Source organism: Pseudoalteromonas sp. BZB3 (genome assembly GCF_040104455.1).
Classification (GTDB): Bacteria; Pseudomonadota; Gammaproteobacteria; order Enterobacterales; family Alteromonadaceae; genus Pseudoalteromonas.
In genome coordinates this window covers 185653-203714 of sequence record NZ_JBECOS010000014.1, presented here as the reverse complement: position 1 = coordinate 203714, position 18062 = coordinate 185653, and the positions used below count along the sequence as shown (strand labels likewise).

The following is an 18062-nucleotide window of genomic DNA, read 5'->3' as shown; positions in this document are numbered from 1 at the left end:
TTGTTCATGCAAAAAAAAGCCCCTGATAAGAATCAGGGGCTTTAATTAATTAGTCAGCATTAGAAACGTAAGTTAACACCTAAGTTTAAGCGACGACCATAAACATCGTAGAACTCACCATTATCAAAAGCAGATGGATGACGAGGTGGTGTAGTATCAAATAAGTTTGAGACACCAGCTCTTAGTTCAACCATTTCGTTTAGGTTATAACGTGCGTTTAATGACCAAACGTCGTACGCAGGAATTTCATTGTAGTTGTTATCTTCTACAGTCCACTCTCTGTCACGTACTGTAGAGTGACGGTATCTACCATGAATACCTACGTATAGGTCTTCAACAGTGTAACCAATGCTTAAAGTACCTTTCCAACGAGGGTAACGCTGTTCACCAACTGTAGGGTTAAATTGGTAATCTGAAGCTTGAACGTCAGTGATGAACTCACGGTGCTCTAAGTAAGTACCTAGTAAACGGAAGTTGAAATCACCGAATTCAGTTTCTAAGTCATATCTTGCTTCAATATCAACACCTTTTAGCTCATAAGAAGCCAGGTTGTACGGTGCATTTACTACATTTGTTACATCAAGTGTACCTGGGTCACGAGTAACAAGTGCACAAGAAGAGTTATCTAAGCTTGCCGCTTCATAACAGTCATAAATTACGCGGTTTGCACCTAGGCTGTTGATTGCATCTTCAACCTTGAAACTCCAGTAATCAGCAATGAAAGTTAAGTTATCTGTTGGTGTATAAATAACACCTAACAACGTATCATCAGATGTTTCTTCTGTAAGGTTAGGGTTACCACCATTTACACTTGGAGGAGTAACAGTACGGAAGTCCTCAGATGGTCTCCAGTCGCCTTCATTTACACCAGGGTTTGGAATACCTGCAGCCTTACAGTTGTTAATAACGTTCTGCTTAACATCTGCGTTAGCCGTAAGAATATTAACTTGGTCACACGGGTCAGAATATTGACCAAAGCTCTGCACACCACGTGCATAAAGCTGACTTAAAGAAGGCGCTCTTACTGATTTAGATTTAGTACCACGGAAACGTACTTGATCAGTCATGCTGTAGCTGAAACCTACTTTCCAAGCAGAGTTTTCACCTACAGATGAATAATCCATGTAACGAGCTGCGATTTCTAGCGTTAATTCGTCAACTAAGAAAACATCTGATACTAGAGGAATTGATGATTCAAAACCAATTTCGTCAACTGTAAATTCAGCTTCCCAGCTGTTGATGAAGTTACCAAATACTAGGTTTTTCTCCATCGCCGCACCTGGGTTGTTTTGACCAACCTCTTTACGGTGCTCAGCACTTAAAGCAAAAGAGATAGGACCAGCAGGTAGCTCAAATGCATAACCAGATAGTACACCACCAATAACTTGTTGCTGCTTAGTCATGCTTAGTAGAGATGAAGTAGTTACATAATCGATTGCTTCTTGTGAAGCGCCATTCTCACCAAATAAGCTTAAAGGAGAACAACCATTTAATGCACCAACAACCTCACCAGCATCGTTTCGGTCAGCACATCGAATAACACCATCAATTTCAACAGCATCTAAAGCGTTAAAATAATTTTGCTCTAAGAATTCGCCATTCCATACTGTTTTTGTAGTATTTCGACCAAAGCTCGCATATAGCTCATAATCGTAATCTTCAAATACAATACCTTGTACTGAAAGTGTTGAGTTTAGAAGTGTTCTGTCATCTTCATATGTACGATTACCAAAACCAGAGGCTAGTTTATATACTCGGATCATTTGATCATCAGCATAACCAGCTTCAGCGAATTGTGCTTTAGCATCCGCGTGCCAGAAAGCATTGTCAGCACGAATTGAATCTCTTAAGAAGATAGGTGAAGACTCAGCATAAGAACTTGTTTTACCGTAGGCAAACTCAAAGTTTAAAGTATGATCATCATTTAATTCATGTACGATGTTAGTAAAAACATTAAAACGGTTTAGAGGTGTTGCTAAGTCACCGTGCTCAATGAATTTATAACCATCAGCATCACCTAAGTAGTATAACTGACTATTAGGCGCAGGACGTGGACCATCACCAGTTCCAAATGGTAGTAACTCACCATTGTCTCCAAATTTGAAATGACCACCTGGTAAGAAAGCATCACCTGCTCTGTCATATAGACCAAGAGTAGTTTGACCGTTATACTTTGCATACTCACCGTTAGCTAGAATTCGAGCAGGAATGCCGTCATCATCACCCGTATCATTTGGGTTACGAAGTGTTGAAACAGGGTTGTGAATGAAATCGCGATCAGCTTCTTCTAGCTGTTCTTTTTCTGAGTATGAAATACTTGTAATGAAGCTTGTTCTCTCGCCTTCATCACCGAATGTGAAAGAGAAAAACTCTGATTCACCGCCTTCATGCTCTGTGATTTGCTTTTTGTAGTTTACATCAATTGTGTCTTGAGATTTTTTAAGAATGATGTTTACAACACCAGCAACAGCATCAGAACCATATACTGCCGAAGCACCACCGTGAGTAACTTCCATACGTTCAATCATTTCTGAAGGAATCGCATTTAAGTCAATAGCAGGGTTTGTAACACTTGCACCAACGAAACGACGACCGTTAACTAGTACAAGCGTACGAGCTGAACCTAGCTCACGTAAATCAGTCGTGTTAATACCAGCACCAAAAATTGTGTTTGTTGTAGTTGTTGGTGCTGAACCTACTGCTGATGAAGGTAGGTTTTGAAGAAGATCAGCTACGTTTGTAATACCTTGGTTTACAAGCTGCTCACCAGAAATAACAGTAACTGGCGTAGGTGCTACTTCTGCGTAACGTTTAATACGAGAACCTGTTACTTGTACTCTTTCTACTTCTTCTTTTGCTTCTGTTTCTTCTGCTGCAAAAGTATTTGCTGAAAACGCAGCTGTAGAAGCTGCACCAAAAGCAATCGCTAAGCGAACTGCTTTTGAAACTTTATTGTTTAACATTTATTTCTCCCTGATCTCACTTCGTAAGATTTTGTTTTTTAATGTTTTTATTGAACTACTGCAAACTTAACAAATGTACCTAATGCAATACTCCGGCAACATACTAATAGCAGGGACAACAAAAGGTCAACCAATTGGAGATAAAAATTTACACTTTCTTCAACAATAGTGTTTGTGAACAACCTAGGTTAACGAAAAATAAATACTTGATGGGTCTAGAGAAAAGTGAACGAACAGCGATCGTAAATAAATTCTGATTAACGAAGTAAAAATTTAGAACATTTAAATCGTAAACATCTCCCAATTAGAAATTACTAAATACTTTGTTGGTCTTAGCTTAATAAATTCAATTAAGAACCCCTGAACACTTCTCTGCAGAAATAACAACCGCGATTAAACCATTAGATGAGTCTCTTAGGTCTGTCACCACTACCTCCGAGTAATATTGAGTATTTCTAATTTTATGTAACAATTTTTCGGTATTTTCTGCTGCCTGTTTAAGTTCATTCAACCTTAACAATAATAACTCAAGCTCTGATTCGAATAGTTTATATGCTTGTTCAAAGTCAACGTTTTTATTTTCAGTTATAAATTGGTAAAACGCCGGAAAATTTGTTGCTTCAAGACTGACTTTTTCTAATGACTGAAATGAAGATATAAACTGCTCAATTTTTTCTTTATATAAATTGCTAGATTTATTATTAATTAGTTCGTTCACTAGGGCTTTTAAATCTGTAAGCACATTCTCTTTAACCGCTAAACCCGATTCTAGGATCTTCCGGTTAGGCTTAACAATGATTGAACTTTCATGATGACAAACAAGGTGTATTTTACCTTTTGATTTTAATACTCTATATATTTCATTTAAACTCAAATCGACATCTGAATATTCAAGAGCAAATTGAGATATAACTGTATCGAACTCAGCATTTTTAAATGGCATTTTCTCTGCTGAAACATGAGAAATAAAATGCCCTTTTATATTTTTTGTTACTTCATCATTTATTCTTGCCAGATCGATCCCTACGCATTCATGCTGAGAAACAGCTTGAATTAACTCTATAACTGCACCATTACCTGTTCCAATATCGAGTACTTTTGAATGTTCATCTAAGCTTCTAGAAAAATGCTGCCATAAAGCTTTAATCTCACCTTGGTAATTCATTTTAAAAGCATCACCAAATGAAGTTATATGCCCTTGTTTCCAGTATTCTGACCAATGATTATTCATTAATTTTCTCCCTCAAAAAAAAAAGGCTGAAATAAATTCAGCCTTTTTCTATTTAATTACAATTAGAAGCTAATTGAGTAAGTTAAACGATAATCACGACCAAAGTTGTTGTATAGGTCTTGGTTATCCCATGTACCGTTAGAAGATAATACAGGATCTTCGTCTGTTAAGTTGTTAACTGTAAACGTAACAGAACCCATTTCACCTGCAAAATAAGTATAAGTTAAGTTATGAATTAACCAGCTATCTAACTTACCTTCTGTAACATATGGTGCGTTAGGAATGTTGTTACCTTCAGCATCTTGAGGTGCTACTTCAGTCTCTGTTGTACTTGCCGTGTAAGTAGCGTTCCAAGCTAAAGAGTGATCGCCATAAGACCAAGCAATTGTAGCTACTGACTTGAAGTCAGGCTGACCAGACCAACCAGCGCTGTCTTGTACTAAACCACCTACTTCGCTCTCATAAGAAAGAACAAAACTATTTACATTATTGAAACGGAAGTCACCAAATTCAGTATCAATATTTGCGTTGATAGTGAAGTCGATACCTTCAATTTCAAAGCCTGTGCCGTTAAAGTAAGAGGTACCAGCTTCAAGTAGAGTACCTGCTGCTGCACGCTTAAGGTAGAAAGTTTCATTTGATGTATCAGTATCAGGAGACACTGCTGTGATTAAGCCTGCAGCTTCATCAGATAGTAGTGCTTGAAGTGATTTAGACTGAATTACATTGTCGATTGATAGTTGGAAATAATCAACTTTGAAACTTAAGTTATCGTTAACATCCCAAGCCACACCTAAGTTAGTGTAATCAGATGTTTCAGCATCTAGCTCAGAGTTTTGCGTGTAGTAAGTGTCATATTGTCTAGATGTTGTAGCGCCGTTGCTGTAGTCAATCGCTGATTCAGCAGAGAAAGTTCGTGCTGCATTTAACAGGTCAAGACCTGGAGCACGGAAAGACTCAGAGTAAGAACCACGAACAACTACGCTGTCAGTAACTTGCCAGCGAGCAGAAACTGCAGGAGCTACATTGTCACCGAAATCAGAGTAGTCATCGTAACGAGCTTTTAAGTTTACTTCTACTGTGTCAGTAATAGGAAGAACTGATTCAAAGAAGAATGCAGTTACATCACGTTCACCCATAGAAGAGTTACCAGCAGAACCACCAATACGACCTGCTTCAGACTGACCATCATAAATATCTGCGTAAGTTTGCTCGAAATATTCCATACCAAAATAGTGCGCTACTGTACCACCTGGTAATTCAAACATATCGAAACCGATACCAGCAAAGTATTGGTCAAATGTAGATGAAGATTCTTGAAGAGTCGTTGCTTTCATATTAGCAATACCTTCTTCTGAACCAAGGTCGATCCCATTTTGTTGGTTATACGCTAAACCAGAATAAGATAGGTAATATTGACCAACAGACTTGTTATCAGCCTTGTTGCGGTGGTAGTAAACTTCCCAAGTAGCGTTGTTCCAATCCAAGTCACCACGAAGACCAGTTGTTAGGTCGATGTTGTAATCATCTACATTACCATCACGAGTACCGATACCTACCCATCTGAAGTAACCCGTTGTCTCTTCGCCGAATGGGTTATGTGGATTATCAGCAGCCATGTTTCTCCATGGAGCAGCTGGAGGTGCATAACGACCAAATGAAGAGTTCTGAACAAACATTGCCTGACCGAACCACTGAGTACTATCAGTTAGTTCATAGTTTGAGCTAACATAAATAGTATTTCTGTCAATTGATGCTGTGTTATAAGAAACATTCGCGTAAGCATACATACAGTAATCAGAACCTGGTGCCCAATCCTCATTCGCATCAACACGACGGAATGTATCTTCACCGTACTCTGCAATTAACTGGTCACAAAGTGGTGAAGCTTTTGCAATAGAGAAGTCAGGAGCCGCAACAGTTGCGCCATAGATTGACCAACCAACAGTGTCAGCTGTGTACGCTTCGATGTCACCGTCACCGTCTAAGTCACCGATTTTCGCTTTCGTGTACTCACGAGCACCATCGCTGATACCTTCACGTTTTTGGAAGTCGAAACCGAAAGTGATGTTACCTTTATCGTTAGATACACCGCCTACAATAGAGAACTCAGATGAAGTTGTACCTTCATCTTGGTCACGTTTACCAACACCAGCGTTGATATTTAATCCTTCAAAGTTGTCTTTTAGAATTACGTTAACAACACCAGCCATTGCATCAGAACCATAGATTGAAGAAGCACCTTCAGTCATGATATCGATACGTTCAACTGCAGCCATTGGTATCGCGTTAAGGTTAGCAGAAGCGCCACCTAGAGTTGGAGAACCCGGGAAGCGGCGACCGTTAAGAAGAACTAGAGTACGACGAGAACCAGCACCACGAAGGTTAATCGTTGCTTGAGACTGTGCAGAACTACCTGAACGTTCTGAGAACGAACCGAAAGAGTTTAATGAACTTGAACGTAAGGCATCAGCAACAGTGAAATCACCTTCCATTTTTATGTCTGCAGCCGTAATAGAAACAACTGGAGAAGCACCTTCAAGGTCAGTACGTTTGATACGAGAACCGGTTACTTCGATACGCTCAACTTTTTCTGCACCGTCTTCGTCTGCAGCAAAAGTATTCGCTGAAAATGCAGCTGTAGAAGCTGCGCCAAAAGCGATCGCTAAGCGAACTGCTTTTGAAACTTTATTATTTAACATGTTATCTCCCTGGGACCACTTGTTAGTAGCTTTTATAATTTTTTGAGGGTTATCCCTCTTATAGGTAATTGCAAGATATGCAACAAACTAGTTGCATACTAAACAACAGAGATAATTCATGTCAATTAAAAATATGACCAATTTGCAACGCTAAATACACATATTCGTACCTTTTTTAAATAATTTTGCCATAAAAACACTTTTAGTTGCCAAAAACAGAACAAAAAAACAAAAGTTAAGTGCAAAAAGGTAAATAATAGGTACAATTAATTTACAATTAAATGCATTAAAAAGATATTTCTAATAATTCGTTAATTATCGAAAAGGGTATGTTGCTTACCAGCAAAATTTGACGCGTTAAAATGAACTTGAAACATGTTAAGAATGGGCATAATTTGTTTTTGAATGTAATGCTCGTAATCAACTTGTTGAACATCATGACCACTCAATACTGCAGTAGGACCTGATTTAGAAATGTAATATTTAATAATCGTACCTTTGTTAAGAGTAATGTCAGCTGAATTTGGTAGAGTTTTCGCGGCTCTGACATGAGGTGGGATATTCTTAACATACTGTTCAAGTGGCTTACCCAAACGTTTTTTGTAGATGAGTAAGTGGTCATTTTCGCCATTAAGGATCTGTTCGATATATTTTTGCGCGACAGATTCAAGATCTCCTTCTGAGAATAATGTTTCAACTAACTCTTTTTGAAATAATTTTGCTATGTCGGTCCAATCACTTCTGACTGTCTCCATACCTTTGAATACCAGCTCAGATTGACCATCTTTTTCTACTCTGCCCACATAACGTTTTTTTGAACCGGTTTCTTGCCCACGGATAGTCGGCATAAAAAATGGGCTGTAATGCGTCTCGAATTCAATTTCTAAATGACTTTGAATGCCAAAACGTTCTTCGCATTCTAAAGACCAAGTTTGGTTGATTTTTCTTTGTATCGCTTTGCCTATTTCGTGGCTTTGTTCAGGCGTCATTTCCTCAGGTAAAGAGACAAAAGTTGAATCTGTATCACCGTAAATAACTTCATATCCCCAACTTTCAAGCCATTTACGCGTTGTTTGCATAATTTGATGCCCACGCAAGGTAATGGAACTTGATAACCTTGGATCATAAAAACGACACCCTTTCGAGCCTAATACACCATATAAGCTATTCATAATAATTTTGATAGCTTGCGACAACATAGCATCCCCCTGCTCTTTGGCGTTTTGCCGTTTCTCTGACAATTGCTCGACCAATTTAGGCAAATGATGTGCTGTTTTAGAAAAGTATCCGCCGTTGAACCCCTCTAATGCATTCTCTTTACTCTCTAAACCTTTAATAAGCCCCAACGGATCTATAAAAAAAGTTCTAATAATAGATGGGTATAGACTTTTAAAATCAAGCACGAGCACATTTTTATAAAGACCTGGTTTGGACTCCATAACATAGCCACCAGGGCTCTCAAAAGACACACCATGCTCGGCTAAATTTGGCGCGATATAGCCACTTCTATGTAATAAAGGTAAATACAAATTAATGAAAGCAGCCACTGAACCGCCCATTTTTTCGAGCTCTAACCCTGTCATTTGGGTTCGGACAATGGCAAATTCTAGCAAGTTGAGTTTTTTGAAGATCGACATAACAAGCATGCAATCTTGCAAGTTGTAGGCTGCTAAAGCGGGTTTATCTTCATTAAATTGCCTAATGATTTCAGACAAGCGATTATCTTGTTGGATAAGCTTTTGCTCACCTAAGATTTCACTCGCCACATTAGCAAGGCTAAAACTTGGAAAGTGATACGTGGCATTTTTCATGGTATCAATACCATCAATAACCACTCGGCCTGAAATCAAAACTCGAACATAGTTGCCTTTATAAATATCTATAGAGGCGTTATCACGCCCTAAACAAAGTTCAATACCGAGTGCTTCTGCTCGCTCTGCTAAAACCACAAAATCAAACTCAATTACATTCCAGCCAACAATCACATCTGGATCTATGGCCTTCACTTGCTGCATTAAAACTTGTAGCAGTTCAATTTCGTCTTCGACCCAAATAATACTTTGCTCTGTTTGCTGAGGCGCTCCAATCATGATGACACTTTTGTAGTGCTCGCTAACAAGACCGACTGAAAAAAGCACCCCTTGCCCATCACACTCAATATCAAGTGACAGCATAGAAAGGCTTGGCTTGTAGTTTGGGTTTTCTTTCAGCTTTGCATCCGTTATCTCTACATATCTACTACGTTGTTTTGCTTTTCCGCTTACCCATACACCGCCTTTAATAAAACGTTCCATTAAATAACGATCGCAATGACGAATATCATCTTCATACAAACGCATATGCTGAGAAAAGTACTGCTTTGCTTGAAATAGATGCTGATTAGAGGAAAAATAACAGGCCGCAACGGGCTCACCGTCGAAGTGCTTTAGTGAAAGTAGTTTTATGTCACATTGAAGTCCATGTTCATTGATTAAGCTTTTAGCTTGCGCTAAATCTGACTGGCGAATGAAAAAAACAGATTGCTGATCGGGTATAATTATCTTGGCTGGACCTTGTGGTGTCATAAGCCAATAACAAAGACACAACTTCCCCTGCTGATTAAATTGCTGGCGTGATAGTATAAAGCCTTCGTATACAGCTTGTGCCAAGATAAAACCCCATCTAAAATATCAAACACTGTAATTATATACATACCGTACTTTTTAGGCGACCTTCATGCTTTCAGATGCATTAAAAAAAACAATTCGAACAACACACACCAGCATTGCTGAAAGCTTAGACGGTTATAGACCGAGAAAAAGCCAAAACTATCTAGTCGCAGAAATCGCCAAAGTATTAGCGGGCGAATACCATAAATCACAAAAAATTTGTGTGATTGAAGCTGGAACTGGTACAGGTAAGTCTCTCGCCTACTGTTTAGGTGCCCTGCCCTTAGCATTGGCTAAAAAGAAGAAACTCGTCATTTCTACTGCTACTGTTGCCTTACAAGAGCAACTCATCGAAAAAGAATTACCTTTTTTTAAAGAGCACTCAGGGCTAGATTTTAAGTTTGATTTGGTAAAAGGCAGGCATAGATATATCTGTGTGCACAAATTAAATTCAGCACTAGACGAAGACATGATGCAAATGTCACTCGTGCCTACGTTAAGCTCTCCGCTATCTGAACAAGAGAAAAACTGCTTAGTTGCGCTACAAAATGCCTATCAGAACAAACAATGGCAAGGTGATAGAGACAGTTGGGCCGACACCATTCCTGATCGAGTATGGAATTTAATTGCCTGCGATAAACATGCATGTCAAAGACAGATGAAGTCTCATCATCTATGTCCTTTCCATTTAGCACGACAAAAAATGGCGCAAATGGATGTACTTGTTATTAACCATGCTCTGTTACTTGCTGACTTAGAGCTCGGTGGCGGAAAGATACTGCCAGAGCCCGATGAGACTTTTTATGTCATAGATGAAGCGCACCATTTGCCTCATATCACCCGAGACTTTTCATCCGCAGCGGCAACCATTAAAGGCACATTAGATTGGATTGAAAAACTTTTAAAGTTCAGCCAAAAGATGGCCAACGCCATTGTGTCGCAAAAAGCCATTGGCCAAAATTTTAAACTCAATGACGCTGCAAATGATGCGGCTAAAGATTTAAGGTCGGTCAGAGACCTACTTGATCAAGCTGATTTTAATTACAACGATGACGATACTTATCGATTTGAACACGGTATTGTGCCAGAGCAATTGACCATTAAAGCCAAAGACATCAGCGATGCAACACTCGATGCCTTAAGAGCACTCAATAAAATGCATGATGCACTTACTTTAGATGTCAGTGATGGTGACGTAACTGCATTCTTAGCCGATCCACTTTTAGCCGAAAGTGGGCAGTACATCAACCGTCTTGAGCAATTACAAAAACTGTGGTTCAGCTACGCTAGTAAAGGTGACAGTATTCCGCATGCTCGCTGGATAAAGCGACTCGAATATAAAAACCATCACGACCATTTACTTTGCGACTGCCCTATTGAAGTGGGTTATTACTTAAAAGACAAACTATGGCGAGAATGTGCAGGCGCCGTATTATGTTCAGCCACGCTCAGTGCACTCGGTACATTTGACCATTTCGCAAAAGAAAGTGGGTTAAAAGGTGAAGAAGGCGTGCAATATATTAAAGCTAATTCACCGTTTGATTATCCCAAACAAGCGACACTACATATACCGACCACAGATAAAGAGCCTACTGATAAAGCATTCAGTGACTTTTTAGCCGATGCTTTGCCTAAGTATTTAGACAGAACTAAGGGTAATTTGGTGTTATTTGCCTCATATTGGCAGATGGAACATGTCGCGAAAAAAATGCGCCTGAAAAACTGGCAGATCCTAGTGCAAGGTGAATTTTCTCGTGATGCCCTACTGAAAAAACACAAATCTCGCATTGACTCTGGCCATGGCAGTATTTTATTTGGTACGCAAAGTTTGTCTGAAGGACTCGACTTACCTGGTGCTTATTTAGAAAATTTAGTCATAACTAAGATCCCTTTTGCTGTACCTACTTCCCCAATAGAAGAGGCACAAGCTGAGTTTGTTACAAGTAAAGGTGGTAATCCATTTTTATCAATCACTGTACCCGATGCCGCAAAGAAATTAGTACAAAGCTGTGGTAGACTGCTGAGAAAAGAAACCGATCAAGGAAAAATCACGCTCCTTGATAGGCGTTTGGTCAGTAAACGGTATGGTAAAGCCATGCTAGATACCCTCCCGCCATTTAAAAGACAAATAGATTATTAATGTTTGAATTTGCGCTCGACCCCATGACTTGGGGCTTATTGTGTTTGGTCGCTCTTATAGCAGGCTTTATTGATGCGGTAGCTGGCGGTGGTGGCATGTTAACTGTGCCAGCTCTTCTTACAGCAGGCTTACCACCGCACATGACGTTAGGTACCAATAAACTTGCTGCAAGCTTTGGCTCAATAACAGCTAGCATCACCTATTATAAAAAGAACTTATTTAATCCTAAGTTTTGGGCTGGCTCTATTCTAGCCACCGCAATAGGCGCACTACTCGGCACCTTATTGGTTGATCATCTTAGTATCGAGTTTTTAAACAAGTTACTGCCCGTTATCATCATTGCTGTAGCTTGCTACAGCCTATTTGGTAAATTTAGCACTGAGACCAGTCATCATTTACCTACCAAAACATTGCAGCTAAAAATAAAACAGTGGTCACAAGGGTTAAGTTTAGGCTTTTTTGATGGTTTAGCAGGCCCTGGTACGGGCACTTTTTGGACTGCATCAAATAGCCTACTCTACAAAATGAGTTTATTGTTGAATTGCGGACTCGCCCGCTCAATGAACTTTGTATCTAATTTTATTTCGTTGATAACCTTTGTTGCCTTAGGTCATGTTAACTTTTTACTTGGCATTACCATGGGGCTATTCTTAATGGTAGGTGCGTGGATAGGCGCACACTCAGCAATCAAGTTCGGAAATAAACTAATAAAGCCCTTGTTTAACAGTGTCGTTATCGTGCTCGCTGGCAAGCTTATTTATGAGGCTTATTTTATATGAGTCAGGCCATTGTCAAATTACAGCAGCAAATTGAGCAACTTGCTCAGCATGCCCACCAATTTGATAAAGCAAAGTGGTTTGATAAAAACCGCTACATTCAAGCACAGCCGAGCTTATTTGCACACAGCGTGTTTGCAACAAAAAGCTTAAAACTTTGCGACTATGTAGATGAGATCAAAGAAGCATTTGCAAGGTTGCCGAGCCCTGAAAAGCGCCATGCCTATGCATTTTCCCTCGAAAAATTAAGCACTCAAATAGAAGCTGTCATAAAGGTATTAAAATCGACGCCTGTTTGGGCCAAAGAAAATAAGTTTACTAAGCCTAAGAAAGCGAAAGTCTATAAGAAAGCAGTTAAGAAAATCATGCAAAGCTCTCATGAGCTGTACCAAGAGCTATCACAAAACCACGAATTTGAGCGTCGTTTACAAGAGATGATCGATATTCGTAAACAACAGTTGTCATCGGCAAGTACTGCTGAAGCAAGTAAAATCAATCAAGAAATATTGGCACTGCATGCCCGACTTGGCCGATGTAGAAAAGCCATTTCCGCCACTGAAGACAAAATTCAACAAGTCGAAAAACAACAAAACCGCTAATGATTTTCTATCACCCTCTATACAGTGCCCTACAACTGCCTGAGAGGCACCGCTTTCCAATAAAGAAATACCAAAAACTTAAAAATACAATTCATACAATGGGGTTTTCCGACCGAGTCTTTGAACCAAAGCCTGCTAGCTTAGCGCAGATCAAACTTTGCCATGATACTGATTATGTCGACACATTTGTGAATGGCTTTTTATCTGAGAAAGCAATTAAAAAAATGGGCTTTCCATGGTCAACGGAATTGGTTGAAAGAACTTTGCTTTCTGTTGGAGCAAGTATTGAAGCTGCAGAATACGCATTAAAACATGGACTTGGCTTAAACTTAGGAGGAGGCTACCATCATGCACAATTCGACCATGGTGCTGGCTTTTGTATTTTTAACGATCATGCCATAACCGCGCAACATCTGATCCAGCAAGACCTTGTTGAGCGCGTTGTGATCCTCGATTGCGATGTGCACCAAGGTGATGGCACTGCTGACATTTTACATGGCAACGACAACATCATTACTTGCTCTTTACACTGCGCTCAGAATTTCCCCCGAGCAAAAGCGCACTCAGATCTTGATTTCGAGCTCGAAAAAGGTTGTACAGACGAACAATACTTGCAAACACTAGAGCAAGCTTTAGATTTAATTAAGCGTGTCTATCGACCTGATATTATCATTTATAACGCCGGTGCTGATATATACCATAAAGATGAACTCGGTTTACTAGAAATCAGTTTAGAAGGTGTCTTAAAGCGGGATAAAAAAGTGATTTCATATTGTAAAAACAACGAAATCCCTTTATCGATTGGTCTTGGCGGTGGCTATCAACGTAATGAAGAACAATTGGTTGAAGTACACAAACAACTTTTACTCGCTGTGTTCGAAAACTATTGATTTTTGTTATAAACTCAAAAAGTAAAAAACATTAGGAAGGTGACATGAAACTACATGATGATGTGCACAATTATTATGAGAAAATCATGCTAGATCGCATCTTTGCGCGTAACCTACAAGATAAATATAATGATGATGTAATGGCTGACTTTTGCTGTACTGTACTTAATCAACTACCTGCAAGGTATATTCGCTATGATGTAGACATGGCTTTTTATTTACCACAACACGAACGTATACAGATGGAACAGAAAGTTGATATTGCAATTAATGTTGCTATGACACAAGTGGCTAAAAGAGATTCAATGATCAGTGAGTAACTTTCAGAAATGAGTAGTAGTTTAGAAAATGCACCACCCCATGTGAAATTAGCAGTCGACTTAATAATGTTATTAGAACAGCATGACTTACCAGCCGAAGACGTACTTGCTGCACTAGAGATTGTAAAATCAGACTTTCAAAATAAATTAAACAATGAAGCTAGCACAAATTAGCTTCATGTCACTTTGCTTGATACGTGTTAGGCTGTTTTTAAATTTTCTGAGTTGAAATCTAACAGGCCGAGCTTATATTGTGCATAAAACTGACTATCGGCTCCTGATTGTTTTGGGCACATAAAATAACCAATGTCATCTCTAAAAGGCTTAAGTTGCTGGTGTTTGCCATCTTCCCAATATAATACTGCATGTTTCACCAAGTCACCCATATAAGTGTGATCCCACTCATAATGACAAAAGCCATGGTGCGAAGACAAATAAGGGCCATACTTGTCTACTAAAGTGATATCAAGCAAACCATTTTTGTAGGCCGCAAATACCTTTGCATCATATTCCGCTGTTTTTTTGTCTACAAAATAGGCAATGTCTCTGCGAGGAGGTAATGCTTGTGGCAAACCAAACTTTTCATTCACACCCGAACACTCGACGACAATCCAAGAAACAAAATGCGCACCTATTTGATGGTCCCATTTCAATGCAACAAACATAATCATTCCTTATACAAATTTTGCCGTGATTGTATTTCTATTATAGAAATTTAAAAGTCTGAAAAGCCGAATGCTTGCTTCAGATCAAAATTCATGAATAAGTTTTTTCAAAACGTTACACGATATTACGAAACCTTCGGTTTAACTGACTTCTAGGGAGATTCAACGAAATCCGGATTTTTTATCTTTGCTAAATTATCCACATCTGCGCCACAATGTTATAGCTGATTACTTTTGGTGCCTTTGGACATTACCATGAACTAAACCCGTTCCTCTTTAAAGAACCCGGCTGCAGTCCTTGTCATTCTTACTTTAATCATTTTATTTGGCATCATCAGCATTTTTAAGTTACCCATTCAGCTCACTCCTGAAATTGAACAACCTCAGATCACTATTTTTTCTGGTTGGCGACAAGCAGCCCCTGAAGAAATTGAATTCATGATCATTTAACCTTTAGAAAATGCCGTAAAACATACACCTGGCGCACTCGAGGTAAATACCAATATCAACCAAGGTGGCGGCGCTATAAATCTGACTTTTGCTGTTGGTGCTGATATGCAACAAGCCATGTTGGATGTTCTAACAAGTTTAAACCAAGCCCCCCTCTTCCTTTAGATGCGATGGACCCTGTGGTTACTGCCGGAGGAAATGGTGGTCCTGGCTCAGGAGGTCCAACAGCAGCAAGTTTATTAGTTGTGCCTTTAAGCTTTGACTCTGAGCAACTTGATATGGCGCAATATCAAAAGCAAATTGAAGACATTATTGAACCTAGGCTTGCGCGGATCCCTGGGATTTCTCGTGTCAATATGAACAGTGAACGACCTCGAGAACTGCGTGTAACATTCGATCCGCAAAAAGCAGCGGCATTTGGTATTAGCCTTGCGCAAATTCGTCGTACGTTATCGACAGCCAATGATAGCTCTGGCGGCTTGGCTGATGTAGGGCGTCGACAATACACTGTAAGATTCACCGGGAAATACAATGTCGATAACTTAGCTGAACTACGAGTGGGCTATGTGGGTGAACGTCCCATTTATTTAGGCGATATCGCCAGTGTCGAAGATACAGTGACTGATCGCCGCTCTATGACATCAAGAAATGGTAAACCAGCTTATTACATCACAATTTCAAGAGCAAATGACGCCAATACTGTTGCTGTATTAGACGAAATAAACCATGCCATTAAAGAGCTAAATGTAGGCGCTTTAAAAGAAGCGGGCCTTGCCATTGAACTCAGCTTCGATTCATCGGTACATATCAGAAATGCATTACAGCTAGTAAAAGGCAATTTAGGGTTAGGGGTATTACTGGCTTGCGGTATTCTCTGGCTATTTTTTAGAGGCCTAAAACCCACCCTGATCATCGCAGCAACCATCCCTGTTTCACTGATGGTTGCATTCTTAGCACTTAATCTGTTTGAGCGAAGTTTGAATGTTGTGTCATTAGCAGGTCTGGCATTTGCCGTGGGCTTAGTGCTTGATGCCGCAATTATCGTGCAAGAAAACATAGCTAGACTCACTGCCTCGGGTATGGCTGCAAGCAAAGCAACTTTGAAAGGAGCCACGCAAGTTGGGGGGCTTTATTTGCTTCCACTGCAACCAGTGTCGCTATTTTTTACCTATCATGTTTATGGCGGGTATTGAAGGTCAGCTATTTTCAGATCTCGCTTTGACCTTATCTATCGTTGTTATCTCATCACTTATCTGTGCCATGACGCTTATTCCTGTCGCAAATAAGCTTTGGCCGGATACAAAGATTAAATCTGACCCATATCAAGCCTATTGGCATAAAGTCACTCATTTTGTGGTTAAGTTAACCAATAACAGAGTTAAACAACTTAGTTGGATTGTCTCTTTGTTAGGTGGCTCTGTATTTATTACCTATGCTTTATTGCCTCAAACAGATTTTATGCCTCGTGCTCCTACCGATGGTTTCTTTTATACCTTGCTGACACCTCCGGGTGGAAATATCCAATTTATGGAAGCCGAAATTGCTTCACGAGTTAAAAAGCGTGTAATGCCATATTATGGCTGAAATTGAACTGAAAGTCATTGAAGACCAATTAAACCGAGCTGTACTGAAAGCGCCATTTAGTGGTGTAGTGAGCGAAAGGTATGAACTTGCTGGTAGCGAAATAAACCGTGCTCAGCCGCTTGTCAGTTTAATTGACATAAACAACCTTGAAGTGCGTTTGTATTTACCAGTTAAGTATTTAAAATACTTAAGTTTAGGCAATGAATTACAGTTAAGCGCGGGTCAACTAGATGAACCACAACAGGCACTTGCAACTGTAACCGCTGTGATCCCAGCAACTGATCCAAGAGCGCAATCCTTTGAAGTTCGTGCAGACCTTTTAGCAAATCACGCACAAAGCTGGGCTTCCGGGCTATTAGTCGATGTCGTGGTACCTTTAAGCTCAAATACTGAGGAACTAATCGTTAATAGAGACGCTCTAATACTTAGGCAACAAGGTGTGCATATCGTAAAAATTAAAGAGGATAATACCGCAGAGCATGTAGCAGTGATTGTTGGTAAAGGCCAAGGCGAGTAAGTGGCAATTAAAGCAAAAGACAAAGGCGCCTTAAAAGTAGGTGACAGAATTGCGATAAGGGGTGCTGAAACCCTTGCTCAAGGTCAAGAAGTAGAGATCCAACCTGCATTATAGAAACGTTTACTAGCCCAATGAGCAAGCCGCTAAGTCTTTTCTTAGCGCGCTTGTCTCATTTTTTAAGCTTTATCCAACTGAAAGAGCCATTTAAAATGACTCGTTCAAAAGGTTAGAAAGTCAGATAAATCAAACATCGTCCTCAATGTTATCTTTACCTTTTGTGCGCTCGATACTATCAAGCTTGTGGTGTATTGCCGACTTAATGAGCATATAACCACTAATTGGTGCTGTTAATAGTAAGAAAATCGAAATCAAGATCTCTTTAACACTGATCCCCGCTTCAGATTGACTGAAAAACACCATTGCCGCAGTTAGCAAACAAGCCATACCCAGTGTTGTTGCTTTTGTCGGACCATGTAAACGCATGAAGAAGTCTGGCATTTTCACAAGGCCAATTGACCCCACTAATACGAATGAGCCACCAATCAAAAGTAATATAGAAATAATCCACTCAGCCATC

The 18062-nt window shown here is 39.7% G+C and carries 16 protein-coding genes; 10 read left to right on the top strand and 6 right to left on the bottom strand.

Annotation, left to right across the window (positions count from 1 at the left end):
* Positions 1-59 precede the first annotated feature (59 nt).
* The 4 genes from ABMY35_RS16790 to ABMY35_RS16775 all read right to left on the bottom strand — a co-directional run bounded on the left by ABMY35_RS16790 (position 60) and on the right by ABMY35_RS16775 (position 9544).
* Positions 60-2963 (bottom strand): TonB-dependent receptor, encoded by a 2904-nt coding sequence (locus tag ABMY35_RS16790; RefSeq protein ID WP_349287253.1) that lies wholly within the window; start codon positions 2961-2963, stop codon positions 60-62.
* A gap of 346 nt (positions 2964-3309) precedes the next feature.
* Positions 3310-4194: a class I SAM-dependent methyltransferase gene (locus ABMY35_RS16785; RefSeq protein ID WP_349287252.1), complete on the bottom strand. Its 885-nt coding sequence runs from the start codon at positions 4192-4194 to the stop codon at positions 3310-3312.
* Positions 4195-4256: 62 nt separating this feature from the next.
* Positions 4257-6896, bottom strand: a complete 2640-nt coding sequence (locus tag ABMY35_RS16780; RefSeq protein WP_349287251.1) for a TonB-dependent receptor — start codon at positions 6894-6896, stop codon at positions 4257-4259.
* Positions 6897-7207: 311 nt separating this feature from the next.
* Positions 7208-9544 (bottom strand): DNA polymerase II, encoded by a 2337-nt coding sequence (locus tag ABMY35_RS16775; protein WP_349287250.1) that lies wholly within the window; start codon positions 9542-9544, stop codon positions 7208-7210.
* Between the two features lie 67 nt (positions 9545-9611).
* On the opposite strand from ABMY35_RS16775, the gene dinG reads away from it, so the two are divergent.
* Genes dinG through rsmS form a run of 6 tightly spaced genes read left to right on the top strand, consistent with a single transcriptional unit; the run spans position 9612 to position 14443 of the window.
* A complete protein-coding gene (dinG, locus tag ABMY35_RS16770; protein ID WP_349287249.1) occupies positions 9612-11684 on the top strand; it encodes an ATP-dependent DNA helicase DinG in 2073 nt (690 codons plus the stop codon).
* The gene (locus ABMY35_RS16765) at positions 11684-12463 is read left to right on the top strand and encodes a TSUP family transporter (RefSeq protein WP_349287248.1); all 780 of its coding nucleotides are present in this window, start codon (positions 11684-11686) and stop codon (positions 12461-12463) included. The genes dinG and ABMY35_RS16765 overlap by 1 nt, the downstream gene beginning before the upstream one ends.
* On the top strand, positions 12460-13059 hold the full coding sequence (locus ABMY35_RS16760; protein ID WP_349287247.1) for a primosomal replication protein: 600 nt from the start codon (positions 12460-12462) through the stop codon (positions 13057-13059). The genes ABMY35_RS16765 and ABMY35_RS16760 overlap by 4 nt, the downstream gene beginning before the upstream one ends.
* Positions 13059-13949 carry a histone deacetylase gene (locus ABMY35_RS16755; protein WP_349287246.1) on the top strand — a complete coding sequence of 297 codons (891 nt, stop codon included), beginning with the start codon at positions 13059-13061 and terminating at the stop codon, positions 13947-13949. Before ABMY35_RS16760 ends, ABMY35_RS16755 begins: the two co-directional genes overlap by 1 nt.
* A gap of 44 nt (positions 13950-13993) precedes the next feature.
* Positions 13994-14269 carry a late competence development ComFB family protein gene (locus tag ABMY35_RS16750; RefSeq protein ID WP_349287245.1) on the top strand — a complete coding sequence of 92 codons (276 nt, stop codon included), beginning with the start codon at positions 13994-13996 and terminating at the stop codon, positions 14267-14269.
* A 9-nt stretch (positions 14270-14278) separates the two neighbouring features.
* Positions 14279-14443: a pleiotropic regulatory protein RsmS gene (rsmS, locus tag ABMY35_RS16745; protein WP_349287244.1), complete on the top strand. Its 165-nt coding sequence runs from the start codon at positions 14279-14281 to the stop codon at positions 14441-14443.
* A 26-nt stretch (positions 14444-14469) separates the two neighbouring features.
* Here the strand turns inward: rsmS and ABMY35_RS16740 are convergent, their stop codons facing one another.
* Positions 14470-14934 carry a hypothetical protein gene (locus ABMY35_RS16740; RefSeq protein ID WP_349287243.1) on the bottom strand — a complete coding sequence of 155 codons (465 nt, stop codon included), beginning with the start codon at positions 14932-14934 and terminating at the stop codon, positions 14470-14472.
* A gap of 303 nt (positions 14935-15237) precedes the next feature.
* Between ABMY35_RS16740 and ABMY35_RS16735 the strand changes: the two genes are divergently transcribed.
* The 4 genes from ABMY35_RS16735 to ABMY35_RS16720 all read left to right on the top strand — a co-directional run bounded on the left by ABMY35_RS16735 (position 15238) and on the right by ABMY35_RS16720 (position 17485).
* Positions 15238-15384, top strand: coding sequence for an efflux RND transporter permease subunit (locus tag ABMY35_RS16735; protein WP_349287266.1), 147 nt, complete (start codon positions 15238-15240; stop codon positions 15382-15384).
* 170 nt (positions 15385-15554) lie between these two features.
* Complete coding sequence (locus tag ABMY35_RS16730) at positions 15555-16577, top strand: efflux RND transporter permease subunit (RefSeq protein WP_349287242.1); 1023 nt, start codon at positions 15555-15557, stop codon at positions 16575-16577.
* Positions 16564-16968, top strand: a complete 405-nt coding sequence (locus tag ABMY35_RS16725; protein ID WP_349287241.1) for an efflux RND transporter permease subunit — start codon at positions 16564-16566, stop codon at positions 16966-16968. The genes ABMY35_RS16730 and ABMY35_RS16725 overlap by 14 nt, the downstream gene beginning before the upstream one ends.
* A complete protein-coding gene (locus ABMY35_RS16720; RefSeq protein ID WP_349287240.1) occupies positions 16961-17485 on the top strand; it encodes an HlyD family efflux transporter periplasmic adaptor subunit in 525 nt (174 codons plus the stop codon). The genes ABMY35_RS16725 and ABMY35_RS16720 overlap by 8 nt, the downstream gene beginning before the upstream one ends.
* Positions 17486-17728: 243 nt before the next feature.
* On the opposite strand, the gene ABMY35_RS16715 is transcribed toward ABMY35_RS16720, so the two are convergent.
* Positions 17729-18061, bottom strand: a complete 333-nt coding sequence (locus ABMY35_RS16715) for a Na+/H+ antiporter subunit G (RefSeq protein WP_058029289.1) — start codon at positions 18059-18061, stop codon at positions 17729-17731.
* Between the last annotated feature and the right edge of the window lies 1 nt (position 18062).